Origin of the sequence: Pelobacter propionicus DSM 2379 (assembly GCF_000015045.1) — a bacterium.
Lineage (GTDB): Bacteria > Desulfobacterota > Desulfuromonadia > Geobacterales > Pseudopelobacteraceae > Pseudopelobacter > Pseudopelobacter propionicus.
The window spans coordinates 1-21,359 of record NC_008609.1; the positions used below are offsets into that span (position 1 = coordinate 1).

Below are 21,359 nucleotides of genomic sequence, written 5' to 3' on the forward strand. Positions count from 1 at the left end.
ATGCACGATGTCTGGCGACAAGCCACCGAAAACCTCGAAAAAGTAATGTCAGAGAGTGACTTTACGACATGGATTCAACCCATATCGTACAGTCATGCCGATGACACGACAGTCTTCCTTACGGTTCCCACGCTCTTCTTCAAGGAGTGGATCGATGAACACTACCGTCAGGTGCTTGTCGGCGCCCTCTCCGTCACGGCGGGAAAAAAGTATTTCATCGAGCTCGTGGTGCAGGAGGAGGACCAGAACGCCGAAGTGCCCCAGGCCGAAGACCTGATCATAAAGGGGCACCAGGAAATCGAGCAACCTGTAACCAGCCAGCCGGAAACCAGCTCCAGCTCCCTCAATCCAAAATACACCTTTGAACTCTTCGTCAGCGGAACGGGAAACCAGTTCGCCCATGCCGCGGCCATGGCGGTGGCCAACAACCCGGCCGACACCTACAATCCGCTCTTCATCTACGGCGGCGTCGGCTTGGGCAAGAGCCACCTTCTCAACGCCATCGGCCACACTATCCGGTCATCCTCACCAAACCTGAGCGTCTGCTACTGTTCAGCGGAAAAGTTCATGTACGAAATGGTCAATGCCCTGCGCCAGAAACGCATGGACCAGTTCAGGTCACGCTTCAGAAACCTGGACGTGCTCCTGGTGGACGATATCCAGTTCATTTCCGGAAAGGTGGGCACGCAGGAAGAGTTCTTCCACACCTTCAACGCACTCTACGACATGCAGAAGCAGATCGTGATCACCTCCGATAAATTCCCGCGGGAAATATCGGACCTGGAGGAACGACTGCGCTCCCGCTTCGAATGGGGTCTGATCGCGGATATCCAGCCGCCGGATCTCGAAACCAAGATAGCCATATTAAAGAAGAAATCAGAAATAACCCGCATCCAGCTCCCCGAGGACGTAATCTACTTCCTGGCTTCCAGCGACACGCGCAACATACGCGAACTGGAGGGAATGCTCATCCGCTTGGGTGCCTACAGCAGCCTGCAGGGCATCCCCATCACCCTGGATATGGCACGGGAGAATCTGAAGGAGATCATCGGCGACCGTCGCAAGGACATAACCGTCGAGTTGATCCAAAAGGTGGTCGCGGAACAGTTCGGCCTCAAGATGGCTGACCTGAAATCAAGCAAGCGGCTGAAAAATTTCGTTCAGGCCCGTCAGATCGCGATCTGGCTTTGCCGGGACATGACCAGCTTTTCCTATCCGGACATCGGCGCGAAATTCGGGGGCAAGGACCATTCAACAGTCATCTACGCAGCCAAAAAAATCGATCTGGCACTGAAGGACGACCCTAAACTATCAAGAATCATTGAGGATATTAAACTTATCCTCCTCAAGTAGGGATAAGCTGTTGATAGCCTGTGCAGCCATTGTTAACAACTCAGGCGCTGTTGATAAGCCCCGGAAAGTGGGCAGTATCATCAACAGCCACCAAGGCGGAATTCTCATTCAGAATCCAAGACTTGAACGGTTATCACCAGATTCACAGCCCCTATAACAACAACAAAGCTTTTCTTTTTTAATAAAAGATACTGACAGTAAGGAGTGACCCATGGAATTCAGAATTGACAAGGAAGTCTTCCTCAAATCGCTTCAAAAGATACAGGGTATCGTCGAAAAGCGAACCTCCATGCCGATCCTGTCAAACGTATTGCTGGAAGCCACCGAATCGTCACTCCGCGTCACGGCAACCGATCTGGAAGTCGGAATGAAATGCATCTACCCGGCTGAAATCCTCTCTCCGGGGAGAATCACCGTGGGAGCCAAGAAAATCTACGAAATCGTCAAGGAACTGCCCAACCAGCAGATCAGTTTCTCCGCCAAGGACAACGACTGGGTGGAGATAAGATGTGGCAAGGTTCATTTCAATATCGTCGGATTATCAGCCGAGGAATTTCCCTACTTCCCCGAAGTGCACGAGGAGAACCTGTTCGAAATCGAGAGCGCCCTGCTTAAGGGAATGATCGAAAAGACCTCCTATGCCATCTGCAACGATGACACGAAGTACAACTTAAACGGCCTGTTCGCCAAGACGGAAATCAACGACGACGACGTACAGCTGCTCAAGATGGTTGCCACCGATGGCCACCGGCTCTCCATCGCCAGCTGCCCGTTCAAGGGCAACGCGGGCCAGGAGCTTTCCAAGGGGGTCATCCTCCCCAAGAAGGGCGTCTACGAACTGAAGAAGATCGCCGAGGAAGATGGCGGGACACTGATGTTCGGATTCATGGACAACAGCGCCGTCATCAAACGGGGCGATTCCTACATGGTCATGCGCCTGGTTGACGGAGAATTTCCCGACTACAACCGCGTCATTCCCACGTCGAATGACCGAAGCATCATCATCAACTGTGACGACTTCACCCACTCGGTACGCAGGATGGCCATACTCTCCAGCGAAAAATTCAAGGGAATCATGCTGGATATATCCGAATCCAGCATCAGGATCTCTTCCAGCAATCCCGAACTGGGAGACGCCATGGAGGAGATCGATGTCAGCTACGGCGGCGAGCCGTTCTCGGTCAGATTCAACGCCCGCTACCTCCTGGACGTACTCGCCGTAACCGAGACCGAATCAGTGGAGATGAAATTCAAGGATGAACTGGCGCCCTCCATCATCCTGCCGGACAAGAGCGACAGCTTCCTGGCCGTTATCATGCCCATGAGACTCTGACAGAAGGATTTGTGCGCCTCACCAGACTAAGTATCGCCGATTTCCGCAACATCGGATCCGTACGCTTCACGCCAGGCAGATGCTTCAACCTGATTCATGGCCGCAACGGCCAGGGCAAGACCAATCTGCTGGAGGCCATCTATCTGCTGGGAAGTCCGCGTTCATTCCGCAACGCACGTCTGCCGGATTTCATCAGGCATGGAGAGCAGCGGGCGCACCTCCACGGCGAGGTCGAATCTGCCGGCATCCATGGCAGGATCGGCCTGAGCATCGAGAACGCGGGACGCAGGGTGGAACTGGACGGCAAGGGGATCCAGCGCGCATCCGACCTGTACGGAAGAATCAACGTCGTTGTCTTCTCTCCCGATGACACCGCCATGGTCAGGTACGGTCCCGAGACACGCAGGCGCTACCTGGATCGGACGATCTACATGTGCGATATCGGTTATCTGCACTGCTGGCACGCATTTCAGCGCATCCTCAAGCAGCGTAACCAGTTGCTGAAAAACAGCGACAAAAGCGGCCTGGACACCTGGACCGAACAGCTGGCCGAGACCGGAGCCGAAATCATCGTCCGTCGCCGGCGCTTCGTAGAGCGATTGAACGGCATGCTGCAGCGGCACTACGGAAACATATCCGCCGGAGAGGAAACAGCATCCGTCGCCTATGAGCCGGAGGGAATCAACTCCCAGGAACAGCAACGCGTGCGTGAAGAGCTTCTGGAACTCTTCCAGCGCAGCCAGCAGAGCGACATCCGCCAAGGCACCACCACTGCCGGCCCGCATCGCGATGACCTGAAATTCCGGCTCGACGGCCGCCCCCTGAAATCATTCGGCTCCACCGGACAGCAGAAGAGTTTCGTGCTGGCGCTGAAGATGGCGGAAATAGACAATCTCACGGACATCTTCGGGGAACCGCCGCTCCTGCTGCTGGATGACGTGAGCTCCGAACTGGATGACGCGAGAAGCGGCAACCTGCTGCATTTCCTCCTGAACATGGACATCCAGGTATTCATGACAACCACGCAACGGTCCCCGGTTCTGCTGGGCGCCGCGGCACACTGCGCCGTATTCCACGTGGAGCACGGCAATCTGACGTTTGAGGGAAATGAAAAGCATGAGTGAACACAACAACGTGACACAGAGCAACGTTGAAGAGTACAGTGCCGATAACATCAAGGTACTGGAGGGTCTGGCCGCGGTGCGCAAGCGCCCCGCCATGTACATCGGCTCCACCTCCGGTGCGGGCCTGCACCACCTGGTGTACGAGATAGTGGACAACTCCATCGACGAGGCCCTGGCTGGTCATTGCGACAACATCAGTGTCACCATCAATGTGGACGGCTCCGTAACCGTCATCGACAACGGCCGCGGCATACCGACGGATATGCATCCCACCGAAGGGAGGTCGGCTGCCGAGGTCGTCCTGACCGTACTGCACGCCGGCGGCAAGTTCGATAATGATTCCTACAAGGTTTCCGGCGGTCTGCACGGCGTCGGCGTCTCGGTTGTCAACGCGCTTTCAAAATGGCTGGAACTGGAGATCAAGCGTGATGGCAAGATATTCCGCCAATCCTACCGCCGTGGCGATCCGGTTGCTCCCCTGGCCGAGACCGGCGCAACCAGGAAGCGGGGCACCAAAGTCACCTTCATGCCCGATGAGGAGATTTTCGAGACCACCGAGTTCTCCTTTGACGTTCTCTCCCAGCGCCTGCGCGAACTGGCCTTTCTCAACGCCGGCGTGCGCATCGGCATCAGCGACATGCGGGTGGACAACAAGTCCCACGAGTTCTACTACGAGGGGGGGATCAACTCCTTCGTCGAGTACCTGAATCGCAACAAGATCGCCGTGCATCCCAAGCCGATCTACTTCCGGGGAGAGAAGGGGGGGGTGGAGACCGAGGTCTCCATGCAGTACAACGACTCCTTCGACGAGAAAATCTTCTCCTTTGCCAACAACATCAATACCCACGAGGGGGGCACCCATCTGGTCGGCTTCAAGGCTGCCCTGACCCGCACCATGAACGCCTATGCGGCGGCCAACAATCTGCTCAAGAAGGAAAAGGTCTCCATCTCCGGTGACGACCTGCGCGAGGGGCTGACCTGCGTCATCTCGGTCAAAATCCCCCAGCCCCAGTTCGAGGGACAGACCAAGACCAAACTGGGCAACTCGGAGGTCAAGGGATATGTGGAATCCATGATCAACGAGAAGCTGGCCCAGTTCCTGGAGGAGAATCCCCAGGTGGCCAAGCGCATCCTGGAGAAATCCATCGAGGCAGCCCGGGCAAGGGAGGCTGCCCGCAGGGCCCGCGAGACGGTGCGACGCAAGGGCGCCCTGGACCTGGGAGGGCTGCCGGGCAAACTGGCCGACTGCCAGGAGAAGAACCCCGAACATTGCGAACTGTACCTGGTGGAGGGTGACTCCGCCGGCGGCTCGGCCAAACAGGGGCGCGACCGCAAGTTCCAGGCCATCCTGCCGCTGAAGGGCAAGATCCTCAACGTGGAGAAGTCCCGTTTCGACAAGATGATCTCCTCCCAGGAGATCCGCACCCTGATCACCGCCCTGGGCACCGGCATCGGCAAGGATGATTTCGATATCTCCAAGCTGCGCTACGGCCGGATCATCGTCATGACCGACGCCGACGTGGACGGCTCCCACATCCTGACCCTGCTCTTAACCTTCTTCTACCGCAACATGAACGAGCTGATCCAGCGCGGCCATCTGTACATTGCCCAGCCGCCGCTCTACAAGGTCAAGCGGGGCAAGAAGGAGATGTACCTGAGGAACGAAGCGGCCCTGCAGAACTTCCTGCTGGAGGAGGGGGCCGAGGACCTGGTTCTCAGGCTGGAGAAGGGGGACCGGAAATACCTGGGAAAACAGATCATCCCGGTGATCCGCCAGTTCATCGACAACCGGGCCATCTTCGACAAGGTGGTCAAAAAGGGAATTTCCCAGGAGTTGCTCTCCATCATCGTCCGCAGTAACGTGCCGGCTGGCCTGGAAGAGCTTTCCCAGGTAGAGCCGTATCTGGAGGCCATGAAGGAACTGGCCGAAAACGGGGAGTACCAGGTGGAGGAGGAGCGGATCATCTTCTACATCGGCAATATCCGCGCCATCATCGACCATCAGATCCTGGGCGTTCTGGCCAGCCACGAGTACGAACTGCTGGTGGAAAATCACCGCCGGGTGGTGGAAACCATGGCCGACGGCCGTGCCTACATCGAGCAGGAAGCGGGTGGGAAGGTGCTGCTTGAAACATCCAACCATGAGGAATTACTGGTATATTTTCTTGAAAACGCCAAGAAGGGTCTGGGCATCCAGCGCTACAAAGGTCTGGGCGAGATGAACCCGGACCAGCTCTGGGAGACCACCATGAATCCGGAGAACAGGGTGCTCTTGCAGGTCAAGATCGAGGATGCCGTGGAATCGGACGAGATCTTCACCATCCTGATGGGCGACCAGGTGGACCCGCGCCGCGAATTCATTGAGACCAACGCGCTGAACGTGGTCAACCTGGACATCTAATCTTCCGTATCGAGCGATAAACGAGGTTGTAATGATTAACACTCCGCAGAACAAGATAGCCGTCAACATCGAAGACGAGATGAAACGTTCCTACATGGACTACGCCATGTCGGTCATCATCGGCCGCGCCCTGCCGGACGTGCGGGACGGACTCAAGCCGGTGCACCGGCGCTGTCTGTACGCCATGTACGACATGAGCAACGACTGGAACAAGCCGTACAAGAAATCGGCCCGTGTGGTCGGTGACGTGATCGGTAAGTACCACCCCCACGGCGACACTGCGGCCTACGATACCATCGTGCGCATGGCCCAGGACTTCTCCCTGCGCTATACCCTGGTGGATGGCCAGGGTAACTTCGGCTCCATCGACGGCGACCGGCCGGCGGCCATGCGCTACACCGAGATCCGCCTGCGCCAGCTATCCCACGAGCTTCTGGCCGATCTGGACAAGGAAACCGTGGGCATGGCCCCCAACTACAACGACGAGTTGCTGGAGCCGACGGTCCTCCCCTCAAAGTTCCCCAACCTGCTGATCAACGGCTCCACCGGCATTGCCGTGGGCATGGCCACCAACATCCCGCCCCACAACCTGGGCGAGGTGATCGACGGCATCATCGCCGTGATCAACAACCCCGATCTGGCCCATGAAGAGCTTTTGGCCCTGATACCGGGTCCCGACTTCCCCACCGGCGCCACCATCTACGGCCGCCAGGGGATCCGGGACGCCTACACCACCGGTCGCGGCATCATCCAGATCCGCGCCAAGGCCCACATCGAGGCGGCCAAGAAGTCTGAACGCCAGTCCATCATCGTAACCGAACTCCCCTACCAGGTTAACAAGGCCCGGCTGATAGAGAAGATCGCCGAACTGGTCAAGGAGAAGAAGATCGAGGGAATCGCCGAGATCCGCGACGAGTCGGACCGGGAAGGGATGCGCATCGTCGTCGAGGTGAAACGGGACGATAATCCCGAGGTGCTGCTCAATCTGCTCTACAAGCTGACCCAGATGCAAACCTCCTTCGGCATCATCCTGCTGGCCATCGTACACAACCGTCCGCGCATCCTCTCGCTGAGGGAGATGATTGACTGTTTCATCGAGCACCGTGCCGAGGTGGTCACCCGCCGCACCAACTTCGAGCTGAAAAAGGCACTGGCCCGGGCCCACATCCTGGAAGGCCTGAAGATAGCCCTGGACTGGCTGGACGCGGTGATCGAGCTGATCCGCTCCTCCAAGACCCCGCCTGAGGCCAAACAAGGGCTGATGGAAGGGGCCTTCGCCGACGCCGAATTCCTGGCGCGCCTGGAGCTCCCCCGTCCCGTAGGCTACGATGATGGCGTGCATCTGAGCGAGATCCAGGCCCAGGCCATCCTGGAGATGCGCCTGCAGCGCCTGACCGGCCTGGAGCGGGACAAGATCCTCTCCGAGTACGAGGAGATCATGAAACTGATCGCCCGCCTGCGGGAGATTCTGGCCTCGGATCGGGAGATCTTCAACATCATCATCTCTGAACTTACCGAAATAAGGGATAAATTTGGCGACATTCGCCGCTCTGAGATATCCGATACCACCCCGGACATATCCCTGGAAGACACCATCATGGATGAGGAGATGGTGGTTACCATCTCCCACACCGGCTACATCAAGCGCAGCGCCGTTGATCTGTACCGTTCCCAGCGCCGCGGCGGCAAGGGCAAGACCGGCATGAAGACCAGGGAAGAGGATTTCGTCGAACAGCTCTTCATCGCCTCCACCAAGGACTACCTGCTCTGCTTCACCGATGCCGGCCGTATGTACTGGCTCAAGGTCTACGAGATCCCGGAGGGGAACCGCACCACCAAGGGCAAGGCGGTGGTCAACCTGGTCAATGTGGGCATGGAGGAGAAAATCACCACCATCCTGCCGGTGAAGGAGTTCAGCGAGCATACCTTCCTGTTCATGGCCACCCGCAACGGGGTGGTCAAGAAGACTCCGCTTATCGAATATTCCAACGTGCGCAGCGGCGGCATCATCGCCGTCAACCTGGACGACGGGGACAAGCTGATCGGCGTTGCCCTGACCGATGGCACCAAGGACGTCTTCCTGGCTTCGAGGAACGGCAAGGCCATCCGCTTCAGCGAGCAGGACGTGCGTTCCATGGGGCGCGTCACCCGCGGCGTGCGCGGCATGAACCTGAATGAGGACGATCATGTCATCGGCATGGAGATCGTGCACAACGACGTGGTCGGCTCCACCATCTTCACGGTCTGCGAGAACGGTTACGGCAAGCGCACCGACCTGGACGAGTATCGCGACCAGAGCCGCGGCGGCAAGGGGATCATAACCATCAAGACCAATGCCAGGAACGGCAGCGTGGTCAACGTCATGCAGGTATCAAACGACAACGACCTGATGGTGATCACCGACAATGGCAAGATCCTGCGCGTGCCTGTCTCCGGCTTCTCGGTCATCGGGCGCAACACCCAGGGGGTGCGCCTGATCACCACCGAGGAGAAGGAGAAGGTGGTGGCCGTTGCCCGCCTGGCCGAGAAGGAAGAGGACGACGAAAACGAGGGAACCGAGTAGGGGCGCCGTCCACGGCGACCGTGACTCAAACCATGCCCAGTCCCATGAACAGTACCAATGCCATGAGTAGACTTATTTCCATCGATACCTCCCTGCGGGAACGGCGGCGTATCATGCGACTGCTGGATTTTCTCACGCGGGACGACCTTTCCACCGACCAGATGGAGCGCATCGGCAGGCGGCTGCAGAAGGCGGGACGGCGGGCGCTTGGTCCGCTGGTGCGCAAGCTGTGGCGCGAGAAGAACGGCACCGCCATCTACCGCTACACCTGCATGCTGGATTTCTTCGATGACCGGCAGTGGCTGGACCAGCTGGTGCAGATCACCCTCAGACGCACCGACCTGGACGAGCAGGGACGCATGGCGCTCCTGGATGCCCTGCACGACTATGGGGTGGATGTGACCGCCCCCCCCTTCGCCGGCATGACCGGCTACGGGGCCAGCTCCATGGAGGGGTTCATCGCCGATTGCCTGAAGGATGGCGAACCGGGGCTGGTGCGTTTCATGGACATGTTCCTGGACGCCACCGACGAGGTGCGCGAGCAGATGACCCGGCGCTTGTCGGAGGTGGGCACACCCGATGCGGTGTCGCTGCTGGAGATCCTGATCTCCTTCGAGCGGCCCGAGGTGGTGCGCGAGGCGATCATTGCCCTGGGCAAGATCAAAAACGGCCTGGCCCTGACGGTCCTGACCAGCGCCGAGAAACGGCACGAGGGGGATCTGGCCGACCTGATCAGGCGCAGCATCCGCCGCCTCTCCTTCATGGGAATCCGCCAGCCGGCCCAGCTGCCCCCCTCGTTTCCGGTGCCGCTGCCGCTTTACCAGATCCAGGCCGGACCGGTGGATGTGTACGGCTCGCGGTCGCTTCTGTTCACCTGGGTTCTGGAGGATGGAACCTATGCGGCCCTGCTGCTGTTGATCGGCGAATCCGAGGGGATCATCAACGCTTTAAGCTACCGCATGAAGGATGACCAGGAGTACGACATGGTCCAGCGGGAGGTCACTGCCGGCGAGCTGCTGGATCCGGTGGAGGAGTCCTATGCCATGGCTCTGCTACGGGACGCCCTCTCCACCAGCCGCAAGCAGGGCTTCTACCTGCCGCCCGACTTCTATGTGGACATGCGGCTGTTCGCTCCCGACTCCCTGCGTTCCGAGGCCTATATCCCCCGTTTCAGTCTGGTCCACCTGGAGGGGATCGTGGAGCGCATACCGGCCTACATCGTCGGCAGCGGCGAGCTGCTGGACACTCCCGCCCTGGAGGGGTGGCTCTTGTCCGAGCCGGCAATGTACGATGCCGCCGAACGTCTGGCCAGCCTGGAGAAGAACGCGCCCGATGGCCGCATCCCTGATGATCAGCTGGAGGCCGAACTGAGCGACTTCTGCGCCCGGCAGATCGTTCCCCGCCGGGCCGAGATCGTCAAACGCCTGCTTCTGACCGCCGATTTCCTGCAGCAGACCGGCGCCGAAGAGCAGCTTGTTCAGCATACCCTGGCCACGGCGCTCAGCCTGGTGGGTGGATTCGTTCCCGAGTCGCGCCACCCCTTTATCAGGCGCTTGATTATGGATAGTATCGAGACGGCCCGCCAGGCCCTGGCCGACGGGTACGACCTACGATTGGAGGAAGGCTATGACGACGAAGAATAGCCCGCTCAGGGTGGCGGTCATCGGCGGCGGAAGCTGGGGTACGGCCCTGGCCAACGTGCTGGCGGGGAATAGCCATGACACGGTTCTCTGGGTGCATGACACCGAGCTGGTGGACGAGATCAACCAGCGCCACATGAACCCGCTCTTCCTCCCCGGCATCCCGCTCTGCCCCGCTTTGGTCTGCACAGAGAACCTGACCCACGCCCTGTCCGGTCGCGATCTTGTCCTGATGGTGACGCCGGTGCAGGTCATGCGCGGCGTCCTGGACCGGGCCCGGGGGCTGATCGACCCGGATGCCGTGATCGTCAACGCCTCCAAGGGGATCGAGCTGGAGAGCCTGAAGACCGTGTCCCAGATCTGCGCCGAGTTTTTCGGAGAGCGGTTCCTGGAGCGCTATGTGGCCCTGTCCGGCCCCACCTTTGCCCGCGAGGTCGCTCAGGGACTCCCCTCCTTGATCGTGGCCGCCTCCCGCGTTGAATCCTGTGCCCGAAAGGTGCAGACCGCCTTCAGCAATCCAACATTCCGCGCCTACACCAACAGCGACGTTATCGGCGTGGAGCTGGGGGGAGCGGTCAAGAACGTGATCGCCATTGCCGCCGGCATCTGCGATGGCCTGGGTTTCGGCCACAACGCCCGTGCGGCCCTGATCACCCGCGGCTTGGCCGAGATGAACCGTCTGGGGCTGGCCATGGGGGCCCAGGCTGCCACCTTCGCTGGCCTGGCCGGCATGGGCGACCTGGTGCTGACCTGCACCGGCGATCTCTCCCGCAACCGCACCGTCGGCTTTAAGCTGGGGCAGGGGATGCGTTTGAAAGACATCCTGGCCGAGATGCGCATGGTGGCCGAGGGGGTCAAGACCGCCGAATCGGTCTTCCAGCTCTCCCGCAAGCTGGGGGTGGAGATGCCCATCGTGGAGAAGGCCTATCAGATCCTTCACGAGGACAAGCCGGCCAAGCAGGCGGTGACGGAACTGATGGCCAGGGCGCTGAAGGCGGAGGGGTAGGGGACGTTATTGTCCATTGTGGATAGCTTGCCGGTCCGTTCCCGATATGAAGGACAATGACCATGGCGAGGGATCGAGGAAAAGCGCCGGTCACAGTAGCCTTGTGATGCGGCGTTTTTTCTTTTTTTAGGTCAGACAGCCAGTTGTCGCCAAACGCGCCGTGGAAATCGACATCGAGCAGGACGGGCAGGCGGCTTTAGCCTTTATCGAGGAGAATTCATGAGCAAAGACCTAACAAATTCCGCAATTCATCGCCAGAACATTCTCAATAATACGTATGCCCTGCAGGAAATCGAGAAGGCGACCCATATCACCGGTATTCCCTTTGAGGGAAAGACGGTGGTACTCAAAGAACAAGTAGCCGACTTTTTTGAAGTTTCCCTTCGTACAGTGGAAAGCTACCTGTCCCGTTTCGAAGCAGAACTGGTTCGCAACGGTTACGAGGTTATCAAGGGTAAACGACTGAAATCTTTAAAATCCGTCCTGCAGGGAATGGATGTTCCCGAAACATACTTCGGGAACATCGCAAAAGCACCGCAATTAGGCATACTTGACTTCCGCGCTTTTCTAAACCTGGCCATGCTGATGGTGGAAAGTGAACGGGCGCGTCTGCTGCGCCAAGCGATCCTTGATATCGTCATCGACACCATTAACCTGCGTACCGGTGGCGGCACCAAGTACATCAATCAGCGCGATGAGGATTTTCTGCATTCCTTGTTTGTGGAAGAAAATTACCGCAAGCAGTTTACAGATGCACTGCGAGATTGTGTGGATATGGGCAATTTGAAGTACCCGATGTATACGGACAAGATTTATGTGAGTATCTTTCGGGAGAAAGCTAAGGAATATCACAAAATCTTGCGACTGCATGAGAAGGATAGCGTGAGGGATACGTTCTATGCGGAAATTCTTGATCTTGTTGCCTCGTATGAATGCGGATTAGCCGAAATGCTGCGCAGTGCGTCTGGCTCAAAAGGGAGGGCATTGTCAGTTTTGGAGGTTGATATTCTATTCAAAGAGTTTGAATCGCTACCCCACTGGAAACCGCTGATTGAAAAGGCCCGCAACAAGATGGCTAGCCGTGATCTGGCTTTTCGGGACGCGCTGCATAACCAATTGCAAGAGTACATAACACCATTGCGGGCGGAAGAGTTTGAACGATTTCTGGGCGAAAAGAGTAAGGAACTTGCCGAACGATTGGATGACGCCAAAGACGTTATGAAGCGCCTGAAGGAACGGGAATAGTCATGCCAATCATCTATCTGACACTCGATCAGGCCATAGAGGTACATCGCAAAACAGTTGAAGTTAGTGGCGGCGGAGCTTTAGGGCATTTGGAACTGGGTAAGTTGGAAAGTGTTTTGGAGCATATCCAAAATGATGACTATTACCCAACATTTGAAGGTAAGCTTACTCACCTGTTTTTCAGTGCCTGCAAGTTTCACTGTTTTCAGGATGGTAACAAAAGGATTGCTATCACTCTTTGCGCTCAAATGCTCTTATTAAATGGATATTTATACTGTTCAAGCTCTTTTATTCGTGAAATGGAAAATATCAGTTACCATGTTGCAGCTGGTAAAATAGGCAAAGAATTGTTGATGGAGATTATTTCGGCAATAATTGATGGTGAAATGGATTCAGAACCACTTAAACTCAAAATATTAGAAGCAATCTCAAATTGCACAAGTCTTAGAAACTGATCAGAATATTTTACCTAGTTTAAATAACAGTGTATTTCATTGCACGCAAAAAATTATCGCTATTTTTAGCATGGTTGTCAGACTGTTCAGGAGCGGAGGAAGCAACTCTACGAACAGAAGGGATACCCCAAGGAGTGGGGCGATAAGCGTCTGCGGGGAGATCCCGCAGGGATATCGAGCAGCAGAGCGGAACGCCGGTGGGGAGTAGCTCGAATTTCAAGGAACTGGTGCGGAAGAGAGACAAGAAACTTACGTAGAACGGCCATCTCATCCAGGGGAGATCTTACGTGACCACTATTCTTCTATTCATCGTATTGGCGTTGCTGGCGGCCATCGTCATTCTCCAGATCCTTCTCCTCAAAAAGTCATCCCGGAATGATGTCTCCTCCCTTGTTCCCCGTATTGATTCTTTCTCGCTGGCTTTGGACAGGACGGAACGCGCTGTGAGGGAAGAAGCCGCCCGGAGCAGGGATGAGGCCGGGAAGGCGGCGAAAGAGCAGCGCCAGGAGCTTGCGGAGGCCTTCAAGAGCTTCGGCGGAACCCTCATGCAACGGACAGTTGAGGCCGCCAGTTTGCAGAAGATGCAGCTTGATACCTTTTCCAATCAACTCTCCACGTTTTCCCAGGCCAGCGGTGAAAGGCTCGATGGTATCCGGAGCGAATCCGCTACGGGTGCCAAACAGTTGAGAGAAGAGGTCATCGCTACGTTGAAAGGGATAACAGAATCCACTACGACCACGATGGGCGAGATGGCAAACCAGCAAAAGTCGCAACTGGATTCCATGTCTCTGGCCATCGGCAAGCTTTCCGAGTCCAACGAGAAGAAACTGGAAGAGTTGCGGACCGCGATGGAAGGCAAGCTGCAGAGCATGCAGGCCGATAACGCAAAGCAGCTGGAACTGATGCGCCAGACCGTTGACGAGAAGCTCCAGGGCACGCTGGAAAAGCGTCTGGGGGAATCGTTCAGGCAGGTGAGCGAGCGGCTGGAACTGGTCCACAAGGGGCTGGGCGAAATGCAGGTTCTGGCCTCGGGCGTCGGCGACCTGAAGAAGGTGCTCTCAAACGTGAAAACCCGCGGGACATGGGGGGAGGTGCAGCTGGGCGCGCTCCTGGAGCAGGTTCTGACTCCCGATCAGTATGTCGCCAACCTGTCGACCAAAGGGGGTGGCGAGCGGGTGGAGTTCGCCATCAGGCTTCCCGGGCAGGGCAACGACCGGGATGAGGCCGTGTGGCTTCCCATAGACGCCAAGTTCCCGGTGGAGGATTACCAGCGGCTTGTTGAGGCTCAGGAGCGGGGCGACCTGGATGGGGTCGAGGCGGCGGGAAAACTGCTGGAAATGCGGGTCAAGGCTTGCGCTGGCGATATCTGCTCCAAATATCTGAATCCGCCCAGGACCACCGATTTCGCCATTCTCTTTCTGCCGGTGGAGGGGCTGTTCGCCGAGGTGATTCGAAGAACCGGTTTGACGGAGTTCATACAGCGCGAGTGTCGAGTCGTCATCGCCGGGCCGACCACGCTCTGGTCCATTCTGAGCAGTCTCCAGATGGGCTTCCGCACCCTGGCCATCCAGAAGCGCTCCAGCGAGGTCTGGAACCTCCTGGCCGCGGTGAAGACCGAGTGGACCAAATACGGTGATGTGCTGGAGTCGGTGCAGAAGAAGCTCCATCAGGCTTCGGAAACCATCGAGAAAGCCAAGACCAGATCGCGGGCCGTCGGGAGAAAACTCAGGGATGTGCAGGAACTCCCGGTCAGCGAGGCGAATGCCATTCTTCCCCACAGCCTCCTGGCGGATGAAGACGCGGGGGGCGGTGATGTGGGGACAGTTGGCTAACCCCGAATGAAACCAAAAATTACTAATAAACTCAAGGAGATACCATAACATGCGCATCGGACACGGCTACGACGTCCACAAACTGGTTGAGGGGAGAAAGCTGATCATGGGGGGGGTGGATATCCCCTGGGAGAAGGGACTGTTGGGGCATTCCGACGCCGACGTGTTGCTGCACGCCATTGCCGACGCCATCCTGGGCGCCCTGGGCGAGGGGGATATCGGCAAGCATTTCCCCGACACCGATCCGGCATACAAGGGGGCCGACAGCCTGAAGCTTCTGGAGCATGTGGCTAATCTGGCGATCGCGAAGGGGTACTGCCTGGGCAACCTGGACGCCACCATCATCGCCCAGCGTCCCAAGATGGCGCCTCACATCCCTGCCATGCGGGAGAACATCGCCCGGGTGCTGAGGAGCACGGTGGATCGGGTCAATGTCAAGGCCACCACCGAGGAGGGCTTGAGCTTCACCGGCAGGGGGGAAGGGATCTCGGCCCATGCCGTGGTGCTGATGATCGGTAAGGGGTGATTCAAGTTGGAAAAGGCGGATACTCACGCAAAGGCGCAACGTTCGCGAAGACAACCGAAAACGTATCTAAAACAAACGACTCACTCCATGCGGGGAGTTGGTTATGTTGTATACCAGTTGATTATCATTGCGTGAGACGAATTGTCGATTTGAGGTTCAAATGACGCAGGGGCGGGTCTGATGGCCCGCCCCTGGAATACTGCCTCTTTTCAGTTTCCGCCTACAGCCCCTTCTGGGCCAGTTCCTCCACCAGCTTCTTCTGGTCGCTGTTCAGCCGTTCCGGCACATGCAGGCCGATCTTCACGTACAGGTCCCCTTTGGTGTTGGACGAGAGGGTCTTGACGCCGCACCCCTTCAGCCGGATTTTGGTTCCGGGCTGAATGCCGGCCGGTACCTTGATGCGCTTGTCCCCCTCCAGGGTCGGCACATCCAGGGATACCCCCAGGCAGGCGGCGCTGAAGGCGATCGAGCGCTCCACGAACAGGTCGCCGCCGTCGCGGGTGAATACCGGGTCAGGCAGGGTACGGATGATCAGAAACAGGTCGCCCGACGGACCACCCCCGTCACCCGGGCTCCCCTTACCGCTGATGCGGATCCTGCTGCCGTTGTCCACCCCGGCCGGGATTTTGACCTTCAGTTCCTCGCGGACGCCGTTGCGGCGGAAGGCGATCACCTTCTCGGCCCCCTGGACCGCATCGCGGAAGCTGACATCGGTCTCCATCTCCAGATCGCTGCCCCGCTGGGGGCCGGGCCGGAAGCCTCCCCGGGCTCCCCTCCTGCCTCCACCGAAACCACCGCCGCCGAACAGGCGCGAGAAGATGTCCTCGCCCCCCCCCATGCCCATGTCGCGGAAGGTTCCGCCAAAGTCGAAGTTGCGGAAGATGTCCTCCTGGCTGTACTGCTTGTGGAAGCCGCTGGAGCCGTAGGTATCGTACTGTTCCTTCTTCTGTGGGTCGGAGAGCACAGCGTAGGCCTCGTTGATCTCCTTGAACTTCTCCTCGGCGGACTTGTCGCCCTGGTTGCGGTCCGGGTGGTACTTGACCGCCAGCTTGCGGAAAGCCTTCTTGATCTCGTCGGGGGTGGCCTTCTTGTCGACTCCGAGGGTCTTGTAGTAATCGGTCTGTGACATGCGCTTTCCTTTGTAAATAAATCAACTGGTTTTGAGAACAATGTAAGTCGCCTTGTCCGGCATGTCAATACGGCTGCCCAACCTTGACAGCCACTTTTCGTCAACGTACTATCCACGCCATGGAGGGAACCATCCCATGAAGAGAGCGATCATCGTCGGTGGCGGCATATCCGGCCTGGCAACGGCCTGGCTGCTGCGGGAGAAAGCGCTGGCGTGCGGCATACAACTGGAGCTTGTGCTGCTGGAAAAGGATCAGCGGCCAGGGGGGAAGATCCGCAGCATCCACGAGGGTGGATACGTCTGCGAGTGGGGCCCCAACGGCTTTCTGGACAGCAAGCCCCAGACCCTGGAACTGTGCGACGCCGTAGGCGTCAGCAGCGATCTGCTGCGCAGCAACGACAATGCCCGCAAGCGCTTCATCTATTCCGACGGAGAGCTGCACCGCCTTCCCGAGGGTGGGGGTACGTTCCTCAAGAGCCGCCTTATTTCCTGGCCCGGCAAGCTGCGCCTGGCCCTGGAGCCGACCCCCTTCATTGCCCGTACCCCTGCGGGGGTTGACGAGTCCCTGGCTGATTTCGCCCGCCGCCGCCTGGGAGGGGAAGCCTTGGACAAACTGATCTCACCCATGGTCTCGGGTATCTTTGCCGGCGACCCGGAGACCATGTCGCTGGTCTCCTGTTTCCCCCGCATCGCCCAGCTGGAGCGGGAGTACGGCGGCCTGATCAGGGCCATGGTCAGGCTGGCCAGACAGAAGAAGCGGGAACGGGCCGCCGGGAAGGCGGTCTCCTCTGCTGCCGGACCGGGAGGGGTGCTGACCTCCTTCCGTCCGGGTATCCAGTATCTCACCGACAGTCTGGCGGCCTCCCTGGGGGGGATCGTCATGGCGGACCGGGAGGTGAGCTGGGTCAGGCGGGGGAAGAGCGCGGCCTGGAGAGTCGGTTGCCGTGACGGCGGCGAGTATGACGCCGATCTGGTGATCGTTGCCTCGCCGGCCCATGCGGCCAGCGCCATACTCCATGACTGTGACGCAGGGATCGCTTCGATCTTGGAGAGCATCCCCTATGCCAGCATGACGGTGGTCTGCCTCGGCTATGAGCGGGAGCTGGTCAGCCACCCCCTGGACGGTTTCGGCTACCTGATCCCCAAAAAAGAGGGGCGCAGCATCCTGGGAACGCTCTGGGACTCCAGCATGTTCGAGAACCGGGCGCCGACGGGAAAGGTGCTCTTGCGCAGCATGGTGGGTGGGGCCTGTTTTCCCGACTATGTGCACATGGGTGACGACGAACTGCTTGGCCGGGTCAGGGGGGATATGAAAGATGTCATGGGTATCGTCGCGGAGCCCTCTTTCATCCGGATCTTTCGCCATCCCCAAGCCATCCCCCAGTACACCGTCGGTCACGGGGAGAGGCTTAAGCACCTGGAGGAGCGGCTGGCTTGTCATCCCGGCCTGATCCTGACCGGCAACTCCTATCGCGGCATCGGCCTGAACGACTGCGTGGCTGCGGCCCAGAGGGCGTCGGATCAGGCCCTGGAACTGCTTCGCTGAGCATGGCGGGGAACGGGGAACGCCGGCATGATGCCATGCCAGCCATGGAGATTATTCATCAGGGGGTGACGATCAGCTTCCACTACTGCCGGTCGCGGCGCAGAAGTCTGGGCATGACCGTGAGAAGGGACAAGTCGGTGTGGGTCAGGGTTCCCCTGGCTACTCCCCTGGATGAGATCAGGGCTTTCGTGGGCCGTAAGGCGGACTGGATCCAGATGGTCTGGCAGCGCCTGGAGAGCTGCCTACCGCAAAGCGGACAGAGTTTCCAGAGCGGCGCGATCTTTCCCTATCAGGGGAGGGAGTACCTGTTGCGCGTGGAGCGGGGGGCGGGCGAGGCTGTTTCGCTCCGTGGTCATGAACTGGTGGTGTGCAGCAGCCAGGGGGATGATCATGGACAACTGGCCGGTGTGATCGATGCCTGGTACCGCGGGCGGGCCGTGGAACTCTTCGGGGAGCGGGCCAGGGAATGCCACCGCAGAATGGAGGCGGAAGCTTTTCCGCTTCCTCCCATCGTGATCAGAAGCATGAAGAGCCGCTGGGGGAGCTATTCCTACCGCACCGGCCGCATCTGCCTCAACCTGAACCTGATCAAGGCGCCGCTCCCCTGTCTCGATTATGTGATCATCCACGAACTCTGCCACATCAGGGTACCGAACCACGGGCCGCACTTCTGGAAGTTGGTCAGCCGCTACGCCCCGGATCACGCCGAGTTGCGGCGGCAACTGAGACAGTGCGGGGCGCTCTGATCGCGCCGAAGGGCTTTTTACGCTGCAAACGACAATGCCGGAGTTTCGTGGTGATCACGAACTCCGGCATTGTCACACATTGGACAAGGGATTTCCGTGAAGCGGATCAGAACCTGATCAAAAGCCCGCCCCAGGAGAGCCCGCCACCGAAGGCCATGGTAAGCACCAGGTCGCCCGGCTTAATGGTGCCGTTGTTCATGTTTTCCGCCAGGACCAGGGCAACGGAAGCGGAGGAGGTATTGCCGCAGCGATCAAGGTTGAGCAGAAAGCGTTCCTTGGGGTAGTCGAACTTCTTGGCGATGAAGTCGATCATGCGGATGTTGGCCTGGTGGGGGATGATGTGGGTCAGGTCGGACGGTTCCACGCCGGCCCTCCTGCACAGTTCGGTGATGATCTCGGGGATCACGCTGGTGGCGAAGACATAGACCTGCTTACCGGCCATCTTGAAGGTGTTCTCCCGGTTGGCGATGGTCTCGGCGTTGATCGGCTTGCGCGACCCGGAGGAGGGGACCTGGATCAGCTCCCAGCCGGAGCCGTCGCTGCGCATGTAGGTGCTGAGGATACCCCGGTCCGGGGTGTCGCTGGCCCGCAGGATGGCGGCGCCGGCGCCGTCGCCGAAGAGCGTGCAGGTGTTCTTGTCCTGGAAGTCCAGGATACGGGAATAGGTATCGGCGCCGATGGCCATCACGGTCTTGTACTTGCCGCTGCGGATGAAGTTGTCGGCGGTTTCCATGGCAAAGACGAAGCTGCTGCAGACCGCGTTGATGTCGAAGACAAAGGCGTTTTTGGCGCCGATGTTGTTCTGGACGATGCAGGCCGTGGCAGGGAGACTCATGTCCGGCGTGGATGTACCCAACACGATGCAGTCGATCTCGTCGGCCGAAATTCCGGCGGACTCAAGGGCGTTCCGGGCGGCGATGGTCGCCAGGTCGGACGTGGCCTGATCTTCGCGGGCAAAACGCCGCTCCCGTATTCCGGTACGGCTGAAGATCCACTCGTCGGCGTTCTCCACCAACGGTTCAAAATAGTCGTTGGAAATCACCTGTTCCGGCGAATAACCGCCACTGCCAATTATCTGAGAATGAATCATGGTAGCTCCACTTCCTGTTTAAAATTGCCAACTGCATGATAAAACGTGAAAAAAGCACTTATCTCACAGCGGGGGGCTGTTTGTCAAACCGATTAAGGACCGCCCATGGCTGATGCGCCAGGGGTGGTCCCCCCGTCAACGTCCCCCGTCGATGGCTTCACGGTGGAAGAGGATATCCGCCACCGCTCCTGCCCAGAGCAGCACGAAGGCGCCCAGAAGAGCCCGGCCGTATCCCGCGGAACCCTCCAGGCCGGTCATGATGTCGGCGGGACTGACCGCGCCGGAAGCCAGCCGGGCAGAGAGCGCCGGCGCCGCGGCCTTGAGAAGAACGACCAGCGCCAGAAGGAGCAGCAGATTGGTCAGCAGGATCAGGGCGATCCCCCGGGCGCTGCGACCGAGGTAGAGCTGTCCCAATCCCGGCAGGATCAGGGCGGTCATCAGTAGAGCCCGGTTCTTGCGCGTCATGCCGCCTCCTCACTGGCAACCCGCTCCAGCATGGTCGCCATTTCTCCATGGATCAGGCCGTTGCTGGCCAGGATCCGGTTATGGAAGATTGAGTACTCCGATCCGTCGAAGCCGCTGACCATGCCCCCCGCCTCGCGCACCAACAGCACGCCGGCGGCAACGTCCCAGGGTTTGAGCTTCAGTTCCCAGAAACCGTCCAGGCGACCGGCTGCAACGCTCGCAAGGTCCAGGGCCGCCGCTCCCGCCCTGCGGATTCCCCGCGCAGCCCTTTGAAAGGCCATGAAATTGTCGAAGTTGTTAACCGGGTCGCTGGCGCAGTCATAGGGAAAACCGGTGCCCAGCAGGGTGTCTTTCAGGGGGGAACGTTCTGAAACGCGCAGGCGGCGGCCGTTCAGGAAGGCGCCCCCGCCCCTGGTGGCGGTAAACAGTTCGTCGTGGATCGGGTTGAGGATCACGCCCGCCACAAGCTCTCCATCCGCCTCCAGGGCGATGGAAACGCAGAACCAGGGAAAGCCGTGGGCGAAATTGGTGGTGCCGTCCAAGGGGTCGATGATCCAGCAGTGGGGGGATTCACTGTGGGGGCAGCTGCCCTCTTCGGCCAGTATGGAGTGATCGGGGAAGCGGTTCAGCAGTTGTTGGACGATCAGGCGTTCGGACTCCCGGTCCACCTCGGTCACCAGGTCCTTGTCCCCCTTCAGCTCTATGCTGAGCGGCGACGTGAAACGGTGGCGCTGATAGCTGCCAGCCAGGCGGGCAGCCTCGATGGCTACCTGCAGATGGTCATTCCAGGTATTCATGTGCGATGCTCCATGAAAAAATGCGGCCCATGTGCCGTCGGAGAAGGAGCGAATATAGCAGAGTGGCGGTTCGAGGGCAAGGACGGCCATGATTCTGCTTTGACATTA

General features: G+C 58.8%; 17 protein-coding genes. 13 read left to right on the forward strand and 4 right to left on the reverse strand.

Annotated elements, in window-relative coordinates:
* From dnaA to ispF, 11 genes are all read left to right on the forward strand, one after another.
* Positions 1-1,353 (forward strand): chromosomal replication initiator protein DnaA, encoded by a 1,353-nt coding sequence (dnaA, locus tag PPRO_RS00005; protein WP_011733957.1) that lies wholly within the window; start codon positions 1-3, stop codon positions 1,351-1,353.
* Between the two features lie 211 nt (positions 1,354-1,564).
* The gene (dnaN, locus tag PPRO_RS00010; protein ID WP_011733958.1) at positions 1,565-2,686 is read left to right on the forward strand and encodes a DNA polymerase III subunit beta; all 1,122 of its coding nucleotides are present in this window, start codon (positions 1,565-1,567) and stop codon (positions 2,684-2,686) included.
* Positions 2,687-2,697: 11 nt separating this feature from the next.
* Positions 2,698-3,810 carry a DNA replication/repair protein RecF gene (gene recF, locus PPRO_RS00015; RefSeq protein WP_011733959.1) on the forward strand — a complete coding sequence of 371 codons (1,113 nt, stop codon included), beginning with the start codon at positions 2,698-2,700 and terminating at the stop codon, positions 3,808-3,810.
* On the forward strand, positions 3,803-6,211 hold the full coding sequence (gene gyrB / locus PPRO_RS00020; RefSeq protein WP_011733960.1) for a DNA topoisomerase (ATP-hydrolyzing) subunit B: 2,409 nt from the start codon (positions 3,803-3,805) through the stop codon (positions 6,209-6,211). The genes recF and gyrB overlap by 8 nt, the downstream gene beginning before the upstream one ends.
* 31 nt (positions 6,212-6,242) lie before the next feature.
* Entirely contained in the window at positions 6,243-8,774 is a 2,532-nt protein-coding gene (gene gyrA, locus PPRO_RS00025) for a DNA gyrase subunit A (RefSeq protein WP_011733961.1), read from the forward strand.
* Between the two features lie 62 nt (positions 8,775-8,836).
* Positions 8,837-10,417 carry a HEAT repeat domain-containing protein gene (locus PPRO_RS00030; RefSeq protein ID WP_157039876.1) on the forward strand — a complete coding sequence of 527 codons (1,581 nt, stop codon included), beginning with the start codon at positions 8,837-8,839 and terminating at the stop codon, positions 10,415-10,417.
* On the forward strand, positions 10,401-11,420 hold the full coding sequence (locus PPRO_RS00035; RefSeq protein ID WP_011733963.1) for an NAD(P)H-dependent glycerol-3-phosphate dehydrogenase: 1,020 nt from the start codon (positions 10,401-10,403) through the stop codon (positions 11,418-11,420). Before PPRO_RS00030 ends, PPRO_RS00035 begins: the two co-directional genes overlap by 17 nt.
* Positions 11,421-11,639: 219 nt before the next feature.
* Positions 11,640-12,665, forward strand: coding sequence for a hypothetical protein (locus PPRO_RS00040; protein WP_011733964.1), 1,026 nt, complete (start codon positions 11,640-11,642; stop codon positions 12,663-12,665).
* 2 nt (positions 12,666-12,667) lie between these two features.
* A complete protein-coding gene (locus tag PPRO_RS00045) occupies positions 12,668-13,120 on the forward strand; it encodes a type II toxin-antitoxin system death-on-curing family toxin (protein ID WP_011733965.1) in 453 nt (150 codons plus the stop codon).
* A gap of 287 nt (positions 13,121-13,407) precedes the next feature.
* Positions 13,408-14,952 (forward strand): DNA recombination protein RmuC, encoded by a 1,545-nt coding sequence (gene rmuC / locus PPRO_RS00050; protein WP_011733967.1) that lies wholly within the window; start codon positions 13,408-13,410, stop codon positions 14,950-14,952.
* Between the two features lie 49 nt (positions 14,953-15,001).
* Positions 15,002-15,478 carry a 2-C-methyl-D-erythritol 2,4-cyclodiphosphate synthase gene (ispF, locus tag PPRO_RS00055; protein WP_011733968.1) on the forward strand — a complete coding sequence of 159 codons (477 nt, stop codon included), beginning with the start codon at positions 15,002-15,004 and terminating at the stop codon, positions 15,476-15,478.
* Positions 15,479-15,698: 220 nt separating this feature from the next.
* On the opposite strand, the gene PPRO_RS00060 is transcribed toward ispF, so the two are convergent.
* Positions 15,699-16,607, reverse strand: a complete 909-nt coding sequence (locus PPRO_RS00060; protein ID WP_011733969.1) for a DnaJ C-terminal domain-containing protein — start codon at positions 16,605-16,607, stop codon at positions 15,699-15,701.
* A 136-nt stretch (positions 16,608-16,743) separates the two neighbouring features.
* Between PPRO_RS00060 and hemG the strand changes: the two genes are divergently transcribed.
* Positions 16,744-18,153 (forward strand): protoporphyrinogen oxidase, encoded by a 1,410-nt coding sequence (gene hemG / locus PPRO_RS00065; RefSeq protein WP_011733970.1) that lies wholly within the window; start codon positions 16,744-16,746, stop codon positions 18,151-18,153.
* A 2-nt stretch (positions 18,154-18,155) separates the two neighbouring features.
* On the forward strand, positions 18,156-18,899 hold the full coding sequence (locus tag PPRO_RS00070) for a M48 family metallopeptidase (protein ID WP_011733971.1): 744 nt from the start codon (positions 18,156-18,158) through the stop codon (positions 18,897-18,899).
* Positions 18,900-19,005: 106 nt separating this feature from the next.
* On the opposite strand, the gene PPRO_RS00075 is transcribed toward PPRO_RS00070, so the two are convergent.
* The 3 genes from PPRO_RS00075 to PPRO_RS00085 form a co-directional block, all read right to left on the reverse strand.
* Complete coding sequence (locus PPRO_RS00075) at positions 19,006-19,989, reverse strand: beta-ketoacyl-ACP synthase III (RefSeq protein ID WP_011733972.1); 984 nt, start codon at positions 19,987-19,989, stop codon at positions 19,006-19,008.
* A gap of 135 nt (positions 19,990-20,124) precedes the next feature.
* Positions 20,125-20,454, reverse strand: coding sequence for a hypothetical protein (locus tag PPRO_RS00080; protein WP_011733973.1), 330 nt, complete (start codon positions 20,452-20,454; stop codon positions 20,125-20,127).
* Positions 20,451-21,251 (reverse strand): inositol monophosphatase family protein, encoded by an 801-nt coding sequence (locus tag PPRO_RS00085; RefSeq protein WP_011733974.1) that lies wholly within the window; start codon positions 21,249-21,251, stop codon positions 20,451-20,453. Before PPRO_RS00085 ends, PPRO_RS00080 begins: the two co-directional genes overlap by 4 nt.
* Between the last annotated feature and the right edge of the window lie 108 nt (positions 21,252-21,359).

What these genes read in the sequence shown, in the direction of transcription:
- PPRO_RS00070 (WP_011733971.1), top strand. Translation starts at nt 18,156, where the DNA reads ATGGCGGGGAACGGGGAACGCCGGCATGATGCCATGCCAGCCATGGAG.
- PPRO_RS00080 (WP_011733973.1), bottom strand. Translation starts at nt 20,454, where the DNA reads ATGACGCGCAAGAACCGGGCTCTACTGATGACCGCCCTGATCCTGCCG.
- gyrB (WP_011733960.1), top strand. Translation starts at nt 3,803, where the DNA reads ATGAGTGAACACAACAACGTGACACAGAGCAACGTTGAAGAGTACAGT.
- dnaA (WP_011733957.1), top strand. Translation starts at nt 1, where the DNA reads ATGCACGATGTCTGGCGACAAGCCACCGAAAACCTCGAAAAAGTAATG.
- ispF (WP_011733968.1), top strand. Translation starts at nt 15,002, where the DNA reads ATGCGCATCGGACACGGCTACGACGTCCACAAACTGGTTGAGGGGAGA.
- PPRO_RS00060 (WP_011733969.1), bottom strand. Translation starts at nt 16,607, where the DNA reads ATGTCACAGACCGATTACTACAAGACCCTCGGAGTCGACAAGAAGGCC.
- PPRO_RS00075 (WP_011733972.1), bottom strand. Translation starts at nt 19,989, where the DNA reads ATGATTCATTCTCAGATAATTGGCAGTGGCGGTTATTCGCCGGAACAG.
- gyrA (WP_011733961.1), top strand. Translation starts at nt 6,243, where the DNA reads ATGATTAACACTCCGCAGAACAAGATAGCCGTCAACATCGAAGACGAG.
- PPRO_RS00045 (WP_011733965.1), top strand. Translation starts at nt 12,668, where the DNA reads ATGCCAATCATCTATCTGACACTCGATCAGGCCATAGAGGTACATCGC.
- PPRO_RS00030 (WP_157039876.1), top strand. Translation starts at nt 8,837, where the DNA reads ATGAGTAGACTTATTTCCATCGATACCTCCCTGCGGGAACGGCGGCGT.
- PPRO_RS00035 (WP_011733963.1), top strand. Translation starts at nt 10,401, where the DNA reads ATGACGACGAAGAATAGCCCGCTCAGGGTGGCGGTCATCGGCGGCGGA.
- dnaN (WP_011733958.1), top strand. Translation starts at nt 1,565, where the DNA reads ATGGAATTCAGAATTGACAAGGAAGTCTTCCTCAAATCGCTTCAAAAG.
- hemG (WP_011733970.1), top strand. Translation starts at nt 16,744, where the DNA reads ATGAAGAGAGCGATCATCGTCGGTGGCGGCATATCCGGCCTGGCAACG.
- PPRO_RS00085 (WP_011733974.1), bottom strand. Translation starts at nt 21,251, where the DNA reads ATGAATACCTGGAATGACCATCTGCAGGTAGCCATCGAGGCTGCCCGC.
- PPRO_RS00040 (WP_011733964.1), top strand. Translation starts at nt 11,640, where the DNA reads ATGAGCAAAGACCTAACAAATTCCGCAATTCATCGCCAGAACATTCTC.